Below are 18,395 nucleotides of genomic sequence, written 5' to 3'. Positions count from 1 at the left end.
CTTCTTCATATTTTGTTGGGTTGCTGCGAAGTACTGGTGCAATCGCTGCTGCAACTGCCTCAGCCTTTTTTAATATTGGTGACATTACAGTAAACGCAATGTCATTACTGTTACCATCATGAATTGATTGAATAATTAAATCAACATCGACCTTTTGATGTGCAATTTCTCTAAACAAACGCGCGGCAACTCCAGGTTTATCAGGAACTCGTAACAAAGCTATTTTGGCTTGGTTAGCATCAAACTCAACTGCATCAACTGGACGGGCAATTTCTAAATTTATCAGCGAACGTTCTTCTTGTTTTTTTGAAGTTACCCAAGTACCTGGTTGATCACTCCAACTCGAACGCACTACTAAAGGCATACTATAGTTACGAGCAATTTCTACCGCACGTGGGTGTAAAACTTTTGCCCCTAAAGAAGCGAGTTCCAACATTTCATCACAGGTAATTTCGTCCATTAACTGCGCTTCGGGAACTAGTCGCGGGTCAGTAGTGAGAATACCTGGAACATCGGTATAAATTTCGCAAAAGTCTGCTTTTAATGCTGCCGCTAATGCTACTGCTGATGTATCCGAACCACCCCGTCCCAAAGTCGTAATTTCTAACGCTTCAGTACTGCTAATACCTTGGAAACCAGCAACTACAACTACTTTACCTTCTTTAAGGTGACGCTCTAATCTTTCGGTTTCGATGTGTAAAATCCGTGCGCGCGTATGGTGAGCTTCTGTGACAATTCCTACTTGGGCGCCTGTCATTGAAATCGCTGGTTGCCCAATTTCTTGTAAAGCCATACTCAACAAGGCAATAGTAACCTGTTCCCCCGTCGAAAGCAGCATGTCCATTTCCCGACGGTTGGGAGTTTTAGAAATTTCATGCGCTAACTTAACAAGTCCATCCGTGGTTTTACCCATCGCAGAAACCACTACAACAACTGAATTCCCAGCTTTGACAGCTTTGCAAATACGTTGTGCTACCGTTTGGATGCGTTCCACCGAACCAACAGATGTACCACCATATTTTTGTACTATTAGCGACATAACTTTAATGAAGTATACTAGAGCCTGTTATTTTGAAGTACTTTAGATTACTAACTTATCAGAATCTAACGATATGTTGAAGGAAAACTTTAGTTTAGATTCTGGCCACCCGCAACGATTGCTATTTAATACGATGTTTAAATTCATATACGACCAGCATTCCTGCGGCAACGACCATTGGTAGAAGATAGTAAATCGCGCGGTAAGCTAGCATTGAACCAAAAAGTGCGGCGCCAGAGATTTTTGAAGAGAGAATTACTAAGATTATCGTTTCAAATACACCTAGTCCGCTAGGAACGTTACTGGCAACACCTGCAAACATTGCAAGCAGGTAAACTCCTAAAAAGTCAAGATAAGAAAGCGGTGTATTTGCAGGCAATAATACATAAAGGACACCTGTTGCTAATAGCCAGTCTAAGCTAGATATGACAACTTGTATAAATCCAGTTTTGAAATTTGGAAATCTAAACTCATGACCCCGTATAACTAGGGGTTGCTTTAAAAATATACTGCCTAGTAAATAGATAAAAACTAGTACTAAAAATAATACACCTACTGGACGAGCATCGCTGAAGGGTACGTGTAGTTGCGGTGGTATTTGTAACGGGTTGACTACGAACATCAACCCTGCGACATTTAATATTCCTAGCCAGAAAGTGATATTTTCAAAGGCCATGACCTGCGCGATGTCAACAGCAGCTACTCCCCAACTCGCATAATATCTATACCGAACGGCGCCACCTGTCAATATACCAAAACCAATCGTGTTGCTAAAAACGGCACTAATAAAACCGACAAAGGCTATTTTATTCCAGCTAAGTGGGCGCCGAATATAAGCAAAAGCCAAAATATCATATGCTGCCAGTATTATATATCCTAGTGCAGTCAACCATATTGATAAACTCAAGCGACTTTTGGGAATAGCATTGATAGCATTCAATACATCACGGTAATTATAAGCGCGTAACTCATGGCTGATTGCCCATATTGAAAGAATGAGCAAAACCAAACCAATCAGCGAAGTGAAATTTAACTGGAGTTTTTTAAACATAAATCAAAAATTAGGGTTATATTCGCAAACTTGCCATTCAGAAGACACAGAATCAACACAATACTTATATAAGCTATAAACTGTAAAGACAAGTTATAACTATCAGTTTGAGCGCGCATAAGGTATTATTTATGACTAGCAGTCATAAGTGTGATTGTGTTTTATTTCTGACTCTGAATTTTTACAAACGATGGATGACTCCGCGCGCGACGCTTTGCATGGTTCTACAATTCATCTGCGACCAGGGGTAAATTTACAAGTTTGCCACAGTCCAGGTAGTACACCGAAGATTGTATTTTTACATGGGGGAACAGGGAATCGTTTTAATTTACGCGCGCAGTATGAGTTTGGTAAAAATCTGGGTTGGGAGGTTCTTGCTTACGACTTGGCTGGACATGGACAGTCAAGTTCCTATGCTCGTTATTCAATTGGTCGGCACTGTCGAGATTTAAAAAAATTATTGCAGCGCTTTGGTATCTCGTCACCGATATTGTGCTGTCACAGTTACGGTGTGCCTATAGGTTTAGAATTTGCCCAGCGTAACCCAGTTAGTGGAATTATTGCCATTGCTGGTGGCGCCCATAATTTGGCGCCGTGGTGGGAAATTCCACTGATGAAATTTATGGCTTGGGGTGGGAGATATATTTTCCTTTTACCTAGCATACAGTCATTAAGCAACCGTTTATCGAGTTCATACACTCATAATACAATCGCCCAATTTTTTATAGAGTGCCCTGTAACTACAGATATAAGAGCGTATAAAGCTTTAGAGATTTTTTGGGACTATAGTTTCTTTACCCGTAACCCTGTACCAAAAATTTCTCATATCCCAGTATTAGTGATTAGTGGCGGCAAAGACCCAACGTTTACAGTTGAGATGGGTGATGAGTTAGCGAGTATATTTGTTAACCGTACTCACTTACATGTCAAAAACGCCGGACATTTGGTAATGGCTGAATGCTCGGAACTAGTAAACGCAGCAATTAGCGATTGGGTGAAAAAGCTGGTAACGGATGTAACGGATGATTAAAAATAAATACACACAAATCAATTATCTAACTTATTGTTATGGTCAAGCACAAACATAAATTATTTTTACTGATATCGCTGTTAACTTTATTTGGTTGTGGATATTTTCGTGATATTACAGCGAAAGCGCAATCATATTCCACCTGGAACGGTCGTCTCAAACCCCGTCAAGACGTGATGAATATTCTTCCTCCTCAACCAAGTACTAGCGACCTTGCAATTCCTTTAACGTATATAATTGAAAATTATACTAGTACTGCGATGAGTGGAAATCGCACTTACGGTGTTTCTTTACCTCCTGGTTACGACCGGAATAAAACTCAACGCTATCCGGTTGTTTTCCTGCTCCACGGTGGACATGGTAATCCTAAAGACTGGTTTGAGCAAAAAGGCAACGCGCTAAAAACTTTACAAAACTTATATGCAACTGGCAAACTCTCACCGAGTATTGTTGTTACTCCTGATGGGAATGATAAACGTGGCTCAAGTCGCTATTGGGATCCACAATATATAGATGGACCAAATGGTAAAGTGTCTACAGCGGTTGGTGAAGAGCTAGTTAAAGTTATACAATCGAGATACCGTACTCTCCCAAATCCTGACTTTTGGGCAATTGGTGGTTTATCTTCGGGTGGATGGGGCGCCGTCAATGTCGGATTACAGAATTCCAAAAATTTCTCAGTTCTATTTAGCCATAGTGGTTACTTTAGAGATAAAAGCGGTCCGAAGAACAGTCCTATCAGCTACATCAAAACAATGGCGCCTGCGTCTTTGAAAAAACTGAGAATTTATATGGACTCTGGGATATCAGATACTGAAGAACTCGATGAAGCGAAAGCCTTTAGTGAGGTACTGAGCCAACACAAGGTTTATAATTCATTTCGCTCCTTTCCAGGCAGCCATACTTGGGATTATTGGCGTACACATTTGAATGATTCGTTGACATTCGTTGGTGAACAATTCAAAATTGCTCAAATTGCACATGCAGCAGATAATCTGGGTTTTGACAATCCCAAAACTGCGCCAAATTAACAAAATTAATCAAAAATTAATCATTATTGCCAATTGTGGCTCTAATATTAACTCTAGTACCCAGGTTATAATCTGTTTAAACTTGGGTAATAATTATGTTTAATAACTCTTAACGAAAATTAGAGATGTAATGCGCTCGAATTGTAATTAAAGATAAATGAAGTTGGTTTTATTATATAAAGTTTGTTCAGATGAAATTTTACAAGAAATTAGTAGGAATTTTGGGTGTACTTGCTGTACTTACGGGTGCTGGATACTGGTATGTTTTTGTTTTAGGCGCCCCACAGTTTGACCCACCGAAAGAGGTAACGGACACAGAGTTGAAGTTTAAGATTGAGACTTTTGAAAGTCAAGCAATGCAAAGCACTCGAAAATACGGTATTATTTTTCCTCCGGGATACGATAAAGATTTGCAAAAACGCTATCCAGTTATATTTTTGTTACATGGTGGTCATGATAATGAACGCGCGTTTGTCGATAAATATGCCACCATCAATACGCTTGCGGAATTGTACAGAACCAAAAAATTACCGCCGGCAATTATAATTACACCTGACGGTAACGATAAACGCGGCTCTAACCCTATATATGACTCAGATTATTATGATGGACCGAACGGAAATGTTGGGACTTTGATTGGTTCCGAGTTGGTTCAGTTAGTCAAACAGCGCTACCGTGTGCTATCTGAACCGAAGTATTGGGCAATGGGAGGAGTTTCTTCTGGGGGATGGGGGGCGTTTAACATTGGCTTACGTCATCTCGATAACTTTAATATACTCTTCAGCCATACTGGTTACTTTACTGATGATAGCGGCGCCGTTAATAGTCCGCAAAATATAGTACAACAACTGTCACCTCAACAGCGCGCGAGTTTACGAGTTTATTTAGACGCAGGCAAAAATGACACTGACTTACTCGCATCGACTCGTAAATTTCACGAAACATTAAACAAACTTGGTGTCAAAAACGTTTACTATGCTTTTCCAGGTGGACATGGGTTATCAGGCCCTGATATTGGCTGGAATTATTTTCACAAACATTTAAAAGGTTCGCTATCTTATGTAGGTAGTCAGTGGCAAAGCCTTATAAATGTAAAACCAAATGCAAAACCATCCCACCCAAAATCAAAATCGTAATTGTTACCTTATACTGTATCGTAATATACATAAAATTAAAAAATCAATTGCAGTGATAACGAAATAAGGATAATTAGATGTCAAGAAACCAAAAACCAAAATCGTTTGACCAATGAATAATGAATTAAAAATCAAAATCGGGCTTTGGAGTGCATCGCTACTTACTGGTTTAGTAGGGGTGGTAAACTTACTCTCATCAGTCACACCAAATTTGTATGGTAGAAACCATTTTCTAAAGCATTTCTTACCATTTGAAATCCGCGCAGGTGGTCATGTATTTGCAGCATTAACAGGATTTATACTGTTGACGTTATCGACTAATTTACTGCGTCGAAAACGAATTGCTTGGTTAATCACAGTTACTTTATTAGTTTTATCGATTATTAGTCATATATTTAAAGGTTTAGATTACGAAGAAAGTTTACTTTCAGGTGTATTGTTGATACAGTTGATTGCAATGCGTCACGTGTTTACCGCGCGTTCTGACCGTCCTTCAATAGCACGAGGAGTCAGAGTACTAATTGGCGCCTTATTATTTACGCTTGCATATGGAACAATAGGATTTTATTTATTAGACGGTAAATTTACAGAAGATTTCAATTGGAGTGAAGCGGTTATACAAACTTTAGCGATGTTTTTTACCGAGGATAACTGGGGACTTCGGCCAAAAACCAGATTTGGAGATTTCTTTGCTAATTCTATCTATATAATTGCTGTCGGTACAATTGCATATGCTTTATTTTCAATTTTACAACCAGTATTTTTACGAAGTAAAGCGGCGCCAGAAGAAAGACAAAAAGCCAAGGAAATAATTGAAAACTACGGTTGTTCTTCGTTGGCTTCATTTGCTTTATTAAGTGATAAAAGTTACTATTTTAGCCCATCAAATAGAAGTGTAATTGCATATGTACAAAAAGGACGCGGCGCCATCGCATTAGGAGACCCAATAGGAGCAAAGGAAGACCGTTCTGAAGCAATAGTAGGATTCAAAGTGTTTTGTCAACGTAACGATTGGCATCCAGCATTTTATCAAACTTTACCTGATGATATTGACTTATATAAATCAGTAGGTTTTCGAGTTATTCAAATTGGCGAAGAAGCAATTGTAGACCTAAAGGCATTTACCACACAAGGTAAAGCTGGTAAGAACTTGCGTACAGCACTTAACCGCATGAGTAAAATGGGGTTTGATGTAAAATTTTATAAACCGCCAATTAGTGATGAATTAATACGTCAGTTAAAACCTGTGAGTGATGAGTGGTTGCAGACAGTACAAGGTTCAGAGAAACAATTTTCTTTAGGTTGGTTCGACGAAGAATATTTACGTGGAAGTGAAATTGCTGTAGTTGAATCAAACGAAGGAGAAATAACAGCATTTACAAACATAGTTCCTGAATATCAACTCAATGAAGTTACAAATGACTTAATGCGTCATCGCAAGTCCATCGAAAACGGCACGATGGACTTTTTGTTTATTTCGATGTTTCAGCATTATAAAGAACGTGGTTACGACAGCTTTAATATAGGATTAATTGCATTAGCTGGAGTTGGGGAAAGCTTACAAGGAAAAACAGGGCGCCGAGATAAAGTATTCAAATATCTATATGACCACTTGCAGCGCTTCTATAATTTCCAAGGGTTGCGTGCGTACAAAGACAAATTTCAACCGCGCTGGGAACCACGTTATTTGGTTTACCCTAGTGTGACAGCTTTACCCGATGTTGTTGTCGCATTAGTACGCGCGGACTCTGGTGATAGACTCTGGGATTATTTTAAACCCGGCGCCTAAATATTCCCCCGTAGGGTAGGCGTCCTGCCTGCCCTACATCAGAAACGGGCAAGGATGCCCATCCCACAAGAGTGTATATATTAGTTTTGATAGTAATATTAATTACCACAGAGTCGCAGAGGGCACAGAGAAGAACACAAAAAAATACTAAGTGATGGTGCAGTTAGGTGGAATAAAAGTGACGAGTTTCTAATTGAAAGAAATGGAAAAATAGTGTCATACGGACAAAATTAATTAATACAAAATTTATGTATAATCTAAAAGAAAATCTCCCAAATAACTCTAATACTTCAAAAGAGTATCTTAACAAAGTCTTAAATCAATTATTGATTGATTATAAAGACACGCGAGAGGAGCGTCGAAAACTTGTAAATTGGGAAGAATCCAAAGATTTTTCAATTCTAGGTGAAATCGAAATTTTTACAGACAAGATTAGGGGGTATGCGTCTCAATTAACAACCAATGCTAATATAAAAAATCCTCAAGAATCTATAGAAGAATTGAAGCGAATACAAATATTTAATATTTCTGATTTTATCGAATGGTATTTTACATATGATACAGAGTATCCTCAACTAAGAAACTATATAGAAAAACTCAACTATTTGCGTTTGCTCATTATCGAGTATATTAGTCAATATCAATTAATTGTAGCTGCATGAAAAGGTTTGCGATAAGTTACAGTATTGTTACAAATTTATATTTTCAATCCGTAGCAACCATTGGTTAAAATGCTGACATTCCCGACGTATTGTATCTAAACCAATATCTATAGCAAGCAGCGAACCATGCAGCGGTTTATCATATCCATTGCAACAATTACGAATTCGTTTCGATGGCGCCGTTAGTGGGCTATCGTTAATATGTTCAGGTGAAGGGAAGGCATTACGCTGGGCTTGCAAAATACTAACTACACTTTCATCGAACCACGCAGCAAACACTTGTGGCTGACTATACAAAAGCCCCTCAAACTCGTGAACCAGTAAATTAGGAATAAAATTTTTGTTACCGATATCTTTGCCCATCTCAATTTCTAGATATTCAGCCTTTTGGAAGGGGTCGCTCGTTTTAGGTAGAGAAATCACTCCCGGAAAATCATTGGGTAGAGCGTACATATCAAACATTGTGGTAAGTAGGTAGGCACAATTAAACTGAACTATATAAACTTATGTAAAGTGTCGTAAATGCTTTAAAGATAAGCTTTTTAGCCAATTTATATTTCTTAATCCAGTTGCGTTTTTCAGCACCCACCTACTTAACTATTGCCGATTTATCTTCAAGGCACTTAGGATTTAATTGTGGTTTAATTTTGGCATAGCTCACTACACCTCCTTTGCTAGTTGAACTAGTTTTTACGAGAATTGGGTTGAGGTATATATTTTTCTCTTGAAAATAGCTGTAAAGTAGTTCCCTAACAAAAGTTTCCTCGGTTTGCCCTTCAACAAAAACATTTACTCGAATCACCGTGAAGGTCTCCCTGCAAAAACATTTTTCTTCCAAAGCTCACCTAAGCTATAGTCTTCAAGCCAAGCTTCTAGTTGATGCTTATTCAACCTCCGAAGTAATGATTTCCCGTCATTGCGGTCTACAACAATCACATCATCCGCATCAAATTCGTTGAGCAGTTCCACGGACTGAGTTGAAACTATTACCTGTTTGGAAGTAGTACGCATTAATGAAGCGAGTACGGTTATGGCATAGGGATGAAGCCCCAATTCTGGCTCATCAATCAAAATTGTCTCAGGTTGGAGCTTCTCAGGTTGTAAGAAAACAGTTGCTAGACAGATGAAACGTAATGTGCCATCCGAAAGTAAATGTGCTTTAAAAGGAATATCCTGCCCTCGCTCGAACCATTCTAATTCAATTACATCTTGATTTTGTGGAGAAGGACGCAGGTAAAAGTCCCCAAAGAATGGCGCCACAAGCCGAATGGTTTTAATAATTTTCTGATAGGATGCTGGGTAACTGTCACGCAATAGGTACAAAAAGGATGCAAGGTTACGAGCATCAGGTCGCAGATAAGCGTTGTCATTTATACCGTGTAGTTGTTTGACATAAGCACTGTCGCTTGTATCATGAAAATGGTAAACTCGCCACTGCTGCATAACCGATAAAACGTATTCATCAATACTTGTCTGAGTATTTGTGAAAGCCTTAGTCTCAAAATGTCCTTTGCCAAGTGTACGCTCACCATCTATGTTTGACCAAAAAGACTCTCTAGCAAACATTAGGTGATTATCTTGAGTTGGTTCTAATTCGGTAAAGTACCCATTATTGCCAAAGTATAACTGAAACTTCAGTTGCTCCGTTGTTTTCCGACCATAGTACAATAGTGCATCAGGACTACCCTGGCGACTAACAAAAACTTGCAGGTTCTGCTCAAATAATTGCTGTATCATACGGAAAAAGCCGATGAAATTGGATTTTCCGGCGCCGTTAGCTCCAATCAAAACGTTGAGTTTCGATAGTTCCAGGTCACACTCAGCAATAGACTTAAAGCCTTTTAGAACTATTCTTGACAATTGTTTATCACTATAAGTCCCCGACATGGAGCAACCTCCCAATATTCAGGCGTTAACTATGTGTAGTGTATACAGAATTTTTAGTTGATGCTAATTGCTCTAGTAATTCTGTTGCCAAAGTAGGTGTGTCATAGCGATTAATTTCAGCTTTAAAGCTTTCTGCTTTTTCTTTATACTTCGGTGTGCTAAGAATCTTCATTACAGCATCTTGAATTTGTTTAAGTGTAGGTGTACTAGTTTGTAAATCTATTCCAGTTCCAGTCCATTGAACTCTGGCGCCAATTTCGGGTTTTTCTTCAGTTTGACCAGCTGTTACCATTGGCACACCAAAAGCTAAAGCTGTCTGCACACCATTAAATCCACCGTTTGTTACCATTACATCTACATAAGGTAACAGATAAGCATGAGGAATAAATTTTTCTAACCTAACGTTTTTGGGAATTGAATTAAGTTGTAGACTTTCTATTGGTTGTCCTCCTGTTGTCACTATTAATAATACATCTTCGTTTGCGAGAGCTTCAATTGTTGGCAGTATTAAATCTTTTGCTTCTGTTGCAACTGTTCCTTGGGTGACGTGAATTATCGGTTTATCTAATTTTAAATCATCCCAGCAAGCAGGAGGTGTAAATGCAGGCGCCGGAGGTAAAAAAGTTCCAATAAAATGAATTTGTGGTGCAAGGTCGCTACGAGGATACTCAAATGATGGCGTAGTGCCTTGTAGATAAAGAAATGGAGATAAAGCAGCATTGAAAAAATCCTGTGATTTCTTTGGTAGTCCAACACTTTCTCGGCACTGGTCAAGATGAACCGTTACATCACGCATTAAAATATTCTGTGATAGGTAATTCAGAAACCTATTTCGTAATTTTTCCCCCCAAGAATTACCAGGTGGAATTCCTAACCCAAATGGTGCCGTATCTTTACTGTTAAAAGGTAGCGCTGACATGCCAAACGCTGCCCAAGGTAAGTCTGTTTTTTCATGTAACCATGAGATACCAAGGCAGAAAACATCACATAGCAGAACATCAGCCGGAAATTCATTTAATATATTAGTTAAATCTTTAAGTTGTGTTATTGCTGAATCAATAAAGCCGTGTTTTAGGTAAAATTTAAACTGCGCTACTCCCTTTAAAGCATCTTTTTGTTCTATCCAAGCTTGAGGAATAGTATCAATGTCAGTAAAATCTATGCCTGTGCGGATAGGAACGTGACTGGCGCCAGTTGCTTCAATCTTTTCTTTAAAACCTTTTCCAGTATACCAGCATACTTCGTGACCGCGTTCAACGAGCTTACGCGCGATTGGTAAAGCTGGGTTAACATGACCAGCAGCAGCAATTGTAGCAATTAAAAAGTTAGTCATATTTATCACTATTTTTTTGTTATACGTACACGTAATTGATTTTGAGTTTTGGGAGGAACTAAGACTGGCGCCAGTGCAGAATATTCTGGTGTTACGGAAAAACGGTAGTAACGCAGTAACATAGCTAGAAAAACTTTGATTTCAAGGAGCGCAAACTCTCGACCGATACAAACATGGGCGCCACCTCCAAACCCTAGTAATGAAAACGGGACTTTTTTATCTTCTTCGCGTCCAAGTGCAAAGCGGTCTGGGTCAAACTGTTCTGGGTTGGTATAAATTTCTGGCAACCGATGCGTGACAAATTGAGAAATAATAATTGTCCACCCCGGTTCTATTCGATATCCTGCATATTCAATCTCTTTGACCACACCTCGAACTATCAATGCTGTAGGTGGATATAAGCGCTCAATTTCTTTGAGAAAGTTGGTCATTTGTGGTAACTTTCTCAAATGTTCGATATTTAATTTGTCCTTGACAACTTGTTCAAGTTCCTCTAGAAGACGCTCTCGCCAATCCGCGCGTGCTGCCAGTTCAAACATTGCCCAAGACAACATTCCCGCTGTTGTGAAGTGAGAAGCATTGACCAAATGTATTATCTCATCCATGATTTGGTTTAATGACAGTGCATTGTCTTCGCTATCTATATCTATATCTATTGCTGCTAAAAATAATCCCAATGCATCATGTGACAATTGTAAATTCTGGTTTCGTCTTCTTTCTGTAATCATTGCTTGGAGTTGATGCTTTAACAAAGCCCTTGCGAGTTGCCCCTTTCCAAAAGCTGTGAATGGTAAATTAACTCGAAGTAATGACAGGGAAGCTTGTAATTGAGCATTATATAACTGCTCGATTTCATCAATTTCTTTGTCTGCTTGCACTCCTAGTAATAATTTAGCCCCTACTAGCAAAGTCATTTTTCGCAGTGCGTCTATCAAAACTATCTCACCAAGATTTGCCCAAGTACTCAAACAAGCTTGTGTAATCTCCTGCATTGTCTCAAGATAGCTAGTAATTGTCACACCGTGAAACGCTGGCATCATTAAACGTCGCGTCGTTGAATGTTGTTGTCCATCTTGAATCATTAGCGTTTTTCCAAACGCTGGTTCCACAAAATATCGCCAACCTAGATACGAAGATAGACGTTCTGCTTGCTCAACCAGTACTAACTTATTTGCCTCGGCACCGATTAAAACTGCACACTTTTGTCCTAATAGTCGCATTTTGAATACAGAACCATAGCGCTGCCAACTTTGCAGTAAAGAGTAACCTTCATTTCTAGCAAATTGAAGGTCGCCAATAATTGGTACACCAAAACTACCCGGCATTTCTAGAGCCGATTTGAGTTGTTGCATTTTATCTAATGAATTAAAAATTTATTTCATAAATACAGCATGAAATAACCGCACGCTATTTGTCAATAGTTAATTAAAAATTTAATTTATAGTTTGAGTCTAAAAGGTGGTAACTATGAGCGAAAGCTTGTAAAGTCAGATAATAAGCTTGCAAGACGCAATAACTGTGGGCAGTATAGATAATACACAACCATCATCAAAAGTCAACCGGGCAACTCGTGATGCCGAGGTGACAAAACAGCAAATTCTGGATGCCGCAGAAATTGAGTTTGCGAAAAATGGGTTATTTGGCGCCCGAACCGATGCGATAGCCAAAAGTGCGCGAGTGGCGCCGAGGATGATTTATTATTACTTCCAGAGTAAGGAAGGGTTGTATCAAGCAGTGTTGGAGCGACCAGCATCAGAGTTTCAACAGATGTTGGAGCAAATGAATTTGGAGGAACTACCAGCAAAAGAAGCATTACAAGTGTTTTTGCGAACAGTAATAGCTTATGAAATTTCCCATCGTTATCAAGGGATGCTGTTATTTCAAGAAGCAAATCAAAATCAAGGTAAATATTTTCAGCAAACAAATTGGTCGCAACCACTTACATACGTTACCAAGATATTAGAGAAGGGAATGCAAGAAGGGACTTTCTGTAAACAAGACCCATATATGACAACACTGACGATAGCGGGGATATGTGTTTTTTATGCAAATGCCTATGAAAATTTAAAACACCTAACCCCGGATGTTGAGTTACTAAGTGATGAAATGATTGAACGTTACACGCAAGCAGCAATAAACTTAGTGTTAAATGGTGTACTTGCTTAAACACATACCAATATTCCCGACTTCTTAAAGAAGTCGGGAATCTTATTTGTAATCCACCTCGACGACTGGCAAGTTCTTTTTCTAGTTTATCTTCGTCTAATAAATGTTTACCAGAAGCAACAATTCTAGCACGAATTTGCCGTAAACGTTCTCCCAAAGGAAGTTTATTAGGAGAGTTTTTAATATGAAGAAATTCAACAAAATCTAAGAGGATGTTTGAAAAGTTATTTTTAATACATAATCCTTCTGTTAATCCCCCCAACCCCCCTTAATAAGGGGGGGCTTAAATGCCTCTTTTTCCCCCTTATTAAGGGGGGCAAGGGGGATTTTCCAAGGCTATAGTTTAATTTTATACTTTTCAAACAAAATCTAAAACTTTCTCCTGTTTTTATTTTGGAAGAGAATGCCATTTCACTAATAAATCTTGTTCTGGACTCATTTGTATTTACCTAGGACTGTTACAACTTAGTATTGTTTTAAGGTACTTTTTTTATATTCATTTATGCGTCATACGCGTCTGCATTTTTAGTGAAGATATTAAAAGAGGTTGGGTTTCACATACAGCGCGTTTAGTACTATTCTCTGTGTAACCAATTCAAAATACCTAAACCCGCAACTAAACCTACAAAGTTTCCTGTGATGCCGTTCATGTTAGCTAAGGCGACGAAAATATCAAGCGCGCGTATAATACGGTTAGGGTCAATTAAAGCAACACCTTGAGGAACAGCAATTGACTTTGCCAGTAGCACTCCTAAAGTAACGCCACCTCCTATAATTGATGTTAGCATTCCTATCAAACTGGAAATAATACCCCATCGTACAATTTGCATTACTTCAGATTTTTTAGGATGCGTGCTAATATCACCATTGCGGAGTCGTCTAGCAAGTCTTGTTTGTCGAAACGCTAAGTAAACATTAAATAAAAGCAGTAATATTCCGCAACCTGCCCAAAATATCCCAATTCCAAGACCTGGCGTAGCGGATTGATTGTAATTAACTGCTACTCCTGGTACTGATGTGGGGGGTGTAATAGTTTGGCTGAAACTGCGTCCAGTAATGGCAAATAACAAAGTTAGTCCCGCAGCAACAGCAAACCCAAGTTCCACCCAAAAACCAATCCATCCTGCTAGCCGTAAAATACTACCAATTTGTTCCAGCTTTCGCTCAATTCTGTCTACATTTGACCTAGTTTCCATCTCACTTTCTCGTTAACTTCTCTGTACAGACATAATTAATCGTGTCTCTACTCTGCGTAGTCTGTGTCTCTGTGGTCAAAATTTAATAGCCCAGAGACACAAAATAAACCGGAAGGAAAAATAAAATTATGTAGTTGTATAGAATATTTACACTGAATTTACACTGATATTGAAACAGTTTCTCTAAAAATTTACTTCTATCTTGAGTCACAATTAATATTTGGTGCGTGACACCACCAATCATTGCGCTTCGTTTCACAATAGTAAGTGGTGTCACGCACCCTACAAATATTAACAACAGTGCCATACACCAACTAGCACAAACAGGTAAACCTGTGCAACTAGGTACATTTGAACGACAACATAGACCTGGCGCCGAGCAAATTATCGGGCATCCAGCTTCAGAGCAAGAACCAGAACTAGTCCACGCTGCCAACCCATCAGGAAAATCATAGTCACAAAATCAATGTAGAGACGTTACATGTAACGTCTCTACTCTACAACAATCAAAATCAAACGTTTACATCATCAAGTTGACTACTAGCCAGTAGCCTACAAGCACGGAAACTACACCTACCCACAATTTCGCTTTATCCATAGGTCAATATCAAAGGTGAATTTTACAGATTGAGTACTTTGAATCTGGACAACAACATTTGAAATGAATCAGTTTGTTAAATCTTTCTGTAATTTTAATTACCATTTTCAACTGTCAAACTGCACTTAAGGTAATGTGTACTCTCTGATTAAAAAGATGTTATTTAAGTATCGAATGTGTCATCCCGGACGGAGTAAAGTATCTCGCTTCATAATAGATACGCTTTGTGAAATGCTATTCTATAAGAAAACGCTTTACGTGCGTAAAGTTAACATTTTATACATAGATTCGACAAATAAACATCTACTAATGATTTAAACAAGCTGTCAGCAATTACAACGCATTCCTTAAGCAGTGTGAGGTTTTTACTGATTCATCACAACGTACAGCTAATGTAAAAACTTAATAAACGGGTATAGTATTACTCTCACAAGTATAATACCAGTTATACGTTTACCAGCTTCCTTATATAGCTGTACTAAATGCTTACTATTATTGTAGCAATTGCATTAGTACTAAAAATCTTACGTATGGTGGTTGTCAGTTATAAAAATTTTTATCTAACTCAAACCGAACCTGAAAAGTCTGATTTAAACTGTCGCTCGATAGCTATCTAAAGGCATATTCCGATAAAAATATTTCTTGTGGTAGTATAATTTCAATACTTCGGGTAGATAGTTTTCCACTTTTCAAACCCTTAAAGTTCTTATCAGAATCTCAAATGCACCTTTAAATCAGCTTAACGTTTATTAACACAGATAAGACTATCACAGGCGCCGTTCAAGGGACGCAAGTGTGTCTAAATCACATTTAAGGAGAAAAAAATGCGGATTGCTCAAGTTGCTCCATTATGGGAAAGAGTACCACCACCAGGTTACGGTGGCACTGAGTTAGTGGTGGGGTTGCTGACAGATGAATTGGTTCGACGTGGACATGAAGTAACGCTTTTCGCTTCGGGAGACTCGCTTACTTTAGCAAAGCTTGAATCGGTTCATCCCCGCGCGTTGCGGTTGGACTCAAATGTTAAGGAGTACGGCATTTATGAAATGCTACAACTTAACTGGGTATACGAAAGGGCTTCGGAGTTTGATGTTATTCATTCTCATGTGGGCTTTAGTTCACTACCTTTCGTGAATCTAGTTTCGACACCTACAGTTCACACCCTACACGGTATTTTTACGCCTGACAATGAGAAGATGTTTAAGCACGCCAAGCGTCAGCCGTATATCAGCATTTCCGATTCACAACGTGAACCAAGATTAGACTTAAATTATGCTGCCACAGTCTATAACGGTATAGATGTTGCCAGCCACAAATTTTTCCCTCAACCTTCCGAAGAACCTTATTTAGCCTTCGTCGGTCGTTTATCTCCAGAAAAAGGACCTCACCACGCGATAGAAATAGCCAAGCGTTCAGGATGGACTTTAAAAATGGCTGGCAAGGTTGACGTGGTAGACGTTGAGTACTTTGAACGTGAAGTCAAACCTCATATCGATGGTGAGCAAATTCAGTATTTGGGTGAAGCAAATCATATTCAAAAGAATGAACTTATGGGACGTGCGGCAGTAACGCTATTCCCAATAACCTGGCGTGAACCTTTTGGTCTAGTAATGGTTGAGTCAATGGCTGCTGGTACACCAGTTATTGCGATGAAAATGGGTTCTACACCTGAAGTTATCGCGCATGGTAAGAGTGGTTTTGTTTGTGAAAGCGTTGATGAATGCGTCGAAGCTATTAATAAAGCTGTTGCTCTCGACCGTAATGTTTGCCGTGACTACGTTTGGCAGAACTTTAGCGCTCAGAAAATGGCTGATGGTTACGAAGCAGTTTACCGTCAAGTTATAGCCGAACGTTTAGGAAAGAGAAACGGACACTTCAAAGGTTCAGTTGTTGCAGCAACAAGTATGAATTAAGAAGAAGGTGGATTAAACTTATCCACCTTTTTTTATCAGTTACGCTTCTGCATAACCTTGAAGATTCTCCGGTTCAAACGAGCGCAAAATCTGGGTTGCCGTACTAACTAATTCTTGTGTACCCCTAACAATCACAAGATATTTGCCTGCATCAAGGCGGTTCCGATACGGTAAAGCATCACCGCTACCTACTGTTAAACCTACTCCACCGCCTACGAAGTACGCACCCAAGGCGCCGGATAATGCACCTAATACTCCCCCGAAAACATGATTTCCAAAATGACCAATTGGAAGTACTTCAATACCCGTTAAAACATTGAAAGCATAACCAGCAACATAGCCGAAAGGAACTAGCCACAGCGACAAACGTTTGAATCCTTTTTTAGCTTGCTGTTCAGGATTAATTAACCCAAATTCATCAGCACTTTTATAGCCTTGACCCAAGATATCAATTTGATTAGTAGGCAAACCTTGTTTTTCAAGCGCAGTATATGCTGCTTCAGCCTTAATTTTATCTGGTAATACTGCTACAAGATAATTCATATAATTATTACCTCGAACTACACTAAAATAAGTTTTATCTAAAAATTTAAACTCCCACGCTACCGCAAACCTCATTCTTGAGAATGATTTGTAATATTAACAAGATGGCGCCGTAAATATACACAATTAGATGTAAATATACATAATTAGATGTAAATACACACGTTGTAGAGACGCGATTAATCGCGTCTCTACAACGTGTGTATTTTATAATGATACGCGGATTGGTATATATTATGAAGGTGTAAATTCTTCAACACATTAGCCGCTGGTATTTATGGAAAAAGACCAGGTATTATTAAAGAAATCACTGTAATAATTCGTTACATATGTTTCAAATTTGGGTAGTTGTACTATGATTATTTACAGATATCCAACTACCAAGCGTTAGGTAAGTTACATTGTCAGAGGCGCCATCCGAGGTATTAAAGTCTTGTAGTGGACGTTCGCGTGTTATTGATGCAGCAGAACGGCTGTTTCGTGCGCGCGGGTATAGCAATGTGACAATGCGAGATATCGCCAAAGAGGTAGGAATTCGGCAAGCTTCACTGTACTATCATTTTGAGAGCAAGGAGCAACTTTATGTAGCTGTGACTGAACTAGAGTTTGAGCATCATTATCAGGGTTTACAACATGCGATATCACAAGATAATCTACGCGCGCAGCTTCAAAGTGCATCACAATGGTTTCTCTCTCAACCTCCCGTGCATTTATTAAGTATGCTACATACTGATATGCCTTGCCTAAGTGAAGAAAATCTTAAGAAATTGTCGGCAAGCTCACATCGATGTATATTCGTACCAATTCAACAAATGTTTGAACGGGCACAACAAAAAGGAGAAATTCGTCAAACACGCTCAAATCTTTTAGCAGGATTTTTTCTATCGGTGATGGAAAGTATTCCGTTTGTAACTCCGAGAGAAATGGGGTCATCCCAAGCTATTGTTGACGAAATGATTGATGTTTTATTCAATGGTCTTCTGCCTTAATAATTTTTTTCTTATTCCACCTAACAAGCGAT

At 38.9% G+C, this 18,395-nt stretch carries 19 protein-coding genes; 10 read left to right on the top strand and 9 right to left on the bottom strand.

The window, feature by feature from the left end:
* Both AC2JBO_RS15385 and AC2JBO_RS15380 read right to left on the bottom strand, forming a co-directional pair.
* A partial coding sequence (locus AC2JBO_RS15385; RefSeq protein ID WP_496954527.1) for an aspartate kinase occupies window positions 1-1,039 on the bottom strand: 1,039 nt, incomplete at its 3' end.
* 121 nt (window positions 1,040-1,160) lie between these two features.
* The gene (locus AC2JBO_RS15380) at window positions 1,161-2,090 is read right to left on the bottom strand and encodes a lysylphosphatidylglycerol synthase domain-containing protein (protein ID WP_496954526.1); all 930 of its coding nucleotides are present in this window, start codon (window positions 2,088-2,090) and stop codon (window positions 1,161-1,163) included.
* 154 nt (window positions 2,091-2,244) lie between these two features.
* On the opposite strand from AC2JBO_RS15380, the gene AC2JBO_RS15375 reads away from it, so the two are divergent.
* The 5 genes from AC2JBO_RS15375 to AC2JBO_RS15355 all read left to right on the top strand — a co-directional run bounded on the left by AC2JBO_RS15375 (window position 2,245) and on the right by AC2JBO_RS15355 (window position 7,738).
* Window positions 2,245-3,120, top strand: coding sequence for an alpha/beta fold hydrolase (locus AC2JBO_RS15375; RefSeq protein WP_496954525.1), 876 nt, complete (start codon window positions 2,245-2,247; stop codon window positions 3,118-3,120).
* Window positions 3,121-3,158: 38 nt separating this feature from the next.
* The gene (locus AC2JBO_RS15370; protein ID WP_496954524.1) at window positions 3,159-4,151 is read left to right on the top strand and encodes an alpha/beta hydrolase; all 993 of its coding nucleotides are present in this window, start codon (window positions 3,159-3,161) and stop codon (window positions 4,149-4,151) included.
* A 191-nt stretch (window positions 4,152-4,342) separates the two neighbouring features.
* On the top strand, window positions 4,343-5,287 hold the full coding sequence (locus AC2JBO_RS15365; RefSeq protein WP_496954523.1) for an alpha/beta hydrolase: 945 nt from the start codon (window positions 4,343-4,345) through the stop codon (window positions 5,285-5,287).
* Window positions 5,288-5,399: 112 nt separating this feature from the next.
* Entirely contained in the window at window positions 5,400-7,076 is a 1,677-nt protein-coding gene (locus AC2JBO_RS15360; RefSeq protein WP_496954522.1) for a phosphatidylglycerol lysyltransferase domain-containing protein, read from the top strand.
* Window positions 7,077-7,402: 326 nt separating this feature from the next.
* A complete protein-coding gene (locus AC2JBO_RS15355; RefSeq protein ID WP_496954521.1) occupies window positions 7,403-7,738 on the top strand; it encodes a hypothetical protein in 336 nt (111 codons plus the stop codon).
* Window positions 7,739-7,765: 27 nt separating this feature from the next.
* Here the strand turns inward: AC2JBO_RS15355 and AC2JBO_RS15350 are convergent, their stop codons facing one another.
* The 5 genes from AC2JBO_RS15350 to AC2JBO_RS15330 all read right to left on the bottom strand — a co-directional run bounded on the left by AC2JBO_RS15350 (window position 7,766) and on the right by AC2JBO_RS15330 (window position 12,310).
* Window positions 7,766-8,200 (bottom strand): DUF4276 family protein, encoded by a 435-nt coding sequence (locus AC2JBO_RS15350; protein WP_496954520.1) that lies wholly within the window; start codon window positions 8,198-8,200, stop codon window positions 7,766-7,768.
* Between the two features lie 127 nt (window positions 8,201-8,327).
* Window positions 8,328-8,540 carry a DUF4276 family protein gene (locus tag AC2JBO_RS15345; RefSeq protein WP_496954519.1) on the bottom strand — a complete coding sequence of 71 codons (213 nt, stop codon included), beginning with the start codon at window positions 8,538-8,540 and terminating at the stop codon, window positions 8,328-8,330.
* Window positions 8,537-9,625 carry an AAA family ATPase gene (locus AC2JBO_RS15340; protein WP_496954518.1) on the bottom strand — a complete coding sequence of 363 codons (1,089 nt, stop codon included), beginning with the start codon at window positions 9,623-9,625 and terminating at the stop codon, window positions 8,537-8,539. Before AC2JBO_RS15340 ends, AC2JBO_RS15345 begins: the two co-directional genes overlap by 4 nt.
* A 25-nt stretch (window positions 9,626-9,650) precedes the next feature.
* Window positions 9,651-10,958, bottom strand: a complete 1,308-nt coding sequence (locus AC2JBO_RS15335) for a glycosyltransferase (RefSeq protein WP_496954517.1) — start codon at window positions 10,956-10,958, stop codon at window positions 9,651-9,653.
* Between the two features lie 8 nt (window positions 10,959-10,966).
* Window positions 10,967-12,310: a cytochrome P450 gene (locus tag AC2JBO_RS15330; RefSeq protein WP_496954516.1), complete on the bottom strand. Its 1,344-nt coding sequence runs from the start codon at window positions 12,308-12,310 to the stop codon at window positions 10,967-10,969.
* 148 nt (window positions 12,311-12,458) lie between these two features.
* Between AC2JBO_RS15330 and AC2JBO_RS15325 the strand changes: the two genes are divergently transcribed.
* On the top strand, window positions 12,459-13,124 hold the full coding sequence (locus AC2JBO_RS15325) for a TetR/AcrR family transcriptional regulator (RefSeq protein WP_496954515.1): 666 nt from the start codon (window positions 12,459-12,461) through the stop codon (window positions 13,122-13,124).
* Window positions 13,125-13,699: 575 nt separating this feature from the next.
* On the opposite strand, the gene AC2JBO_RS15320 is transcribed toward AC2JBO_RS15325, so the two are convergent.
* Window positions 13,700-14,320 carry a DUF3611 family protein gene (locus tag AC2JBO_RS15320; RefSeq protein WP_496954514.1) on the bottom strand — a complete coding sequence of 207 codons (621 nt, stop codon included), beginning with the start codon at window positions 14,318-14,320 and terminating at the stop codon, window positions 13,700-13,702.
* 227 nt (window positions 14,321-14,547) lie between these two features.
* Between AC2JBO_RS15320 and AC2JBO_RS15315 the strand changes: the two genes are divergently transcribed.
* The 3 genes from AC2JBO_RS15315 (at window position 14,548) to AC2JBO_RS15305 (ending at window position 16,831) form a co-directional block, all read left to right on the top strand.
* Window positions 14,548-14,775: a hypothetical protein gene (locus AC2JBO_RS15315; protein WP_496954513.1), complete on the top strand. Its 228-nt coding sequence runs from the start codon at window positions 14,548-14,550 to the stop codon at window positions 14,773-14,775.
* 625 nt (window positions 14,776-15,400) lie between these two features.
* Complete coding sequence (locus AC2JBO_RS15310; protein WP_496954512.1) at window positions 15,401-15,535, top strand: hypothetical protein; 135 nt, start codon at window positions 15,401-15,403, stop codon at window positions 15,533-15,535.
* Window positions 15,536-15,742: 207 nt separating this feature from the next.
* A complete protein-coding gene (locus AC2JBO_RS15305) occupies window positions 15,743-16,831 on the top strand; it encodes a glycosyltransferase family 4 protein (protein WP_496954511.1) in 1,089 nt (362 codons plus the stop codon).
* Between the two features lie 39 nt (window positions 16,832-16,870).
* Here the strand turns inward: AC2JBO_RS15305 and AC2JBO_RS15300 are convergent, their stop codons facing one another.
* Window positions 16,871-17,374 (bottom strand): hypothetical protein, encoded by a 504-nt coding sequence (locus AC2JBO_RS15300; RefSeq protein ID WP_496954510.1) that lies wholly within the window; start codon window positions 17,372-17,374, stop codon window positions 16,871-16,873.
* Window positions 17,375-17,775: 401 nt separating this feature from the next.
* On the opposite strand from AC2JBO_RS15300, the gene AC2JBO_RS15295 reads away from it, so the two are divergent.
* A complete protein-coding gene (locus tag AC2JBO_RS15295; protein WP_496954509.1) occupies window positions 17,776-18,363 on the top strand; it encodes a TetR/AcrR family transcriptional regulator in 588 nt (195 codons plus the stop codon).
* Window positions 18,364-18,395 lie beyond the last annotated feature (32 nt).

The organism is Calothrix sp. CBUCES-K 9914 (assembly GCF_059640475.1).
The sequence above is the reverse complement of the archived record's forward strand: the minus strand, read 5'-3'. Positions and strand labels throughout refer to the sequence as shown.

Coding starts and splice junctions, on each gene's coding strand:
- AC2JBO_RS15380 (WP_496954526.1), bottom strand. CDS start 2,090: ATGTTTAAAAAACTCCAGTTAAATTTCACTTCGCTGATTGGTTTGGTT.
- AC2JBO_RS15370 (WP_496954524.1), top strand. CDS start 3,159: ATGGTCAAGCACAAACATAAATTATTTTTACTGATATCGCTGTTAACT.
- AC2JBO_RS15365 (WP_496954523.1), top strand. CDS start 4,343: ATGAAATTTTACAAGAAATTAGTAGGAATTTTGGGTGTACTTGCTGTA.
- AC2JBO_RS15360 (WP_496954522.1), top strand. CDS start 5,400: ATGAATAATGAATTAAAAATCAAAATCGGGCTTTGGAGTGCATCGCTA.
- AC2JBO_RS15350 (WP_496954520.1), bottom strand. CDS start 8,200: ATGTTTGATATGTACGCTCTACCCAATGATTTTCCGGGAGTGATTTCT.
- AC2JBO_RS15340 (WP_496954518.1), bottom strand. CDS start 9,625: ATGTCGGGGACTTATAGTGATAAACAATTGTCAAGAATAGTTCTAAAA.
- AC2JBO_RS15335 (WP_496954517.1), bottom strand. CDS start 10,958: ATGACTAACTTTTTAATTGCTACAATTGCTGCTGCTGGTCATGTTAAC.
- AC2JBO_RS15330 (WP_496954516.1), bottom strand. CDS start 12,310: ATGCAACAACTCAAATCGGCTCTAGAAATGCCGGGTAGTTTTGGTGTA.
- AC2JBO_RS15320 (WP_496954514.1), bottom strand. CDS start 14,320: ATGGAAACTAGGTCAAATGTAGACAGAATTGAGCGAAAGCTGGAACAA.
- AC2JBO_RS15310 (WP_496954512.1), top strand. CDS start 15,401: ATGCTTACTATTATTGTAGCAATTGCATTAGTACTAAAAATCTTACGT.
- AC2JBO_RS15305 (WP_496954511.1), top strand. CDS start 15,743: ATGCGGATTGCTCAAGTTGCTCCATTATGGGAAAGAGTACCACCACCA.
- AC2JBO_RS15300 (WP_496954510.1), bottom strand. CDS start 17,374: ATGAATTATCTTGTAGCAGTATTACCAGATAAAATTAAGGCTGAAGCA.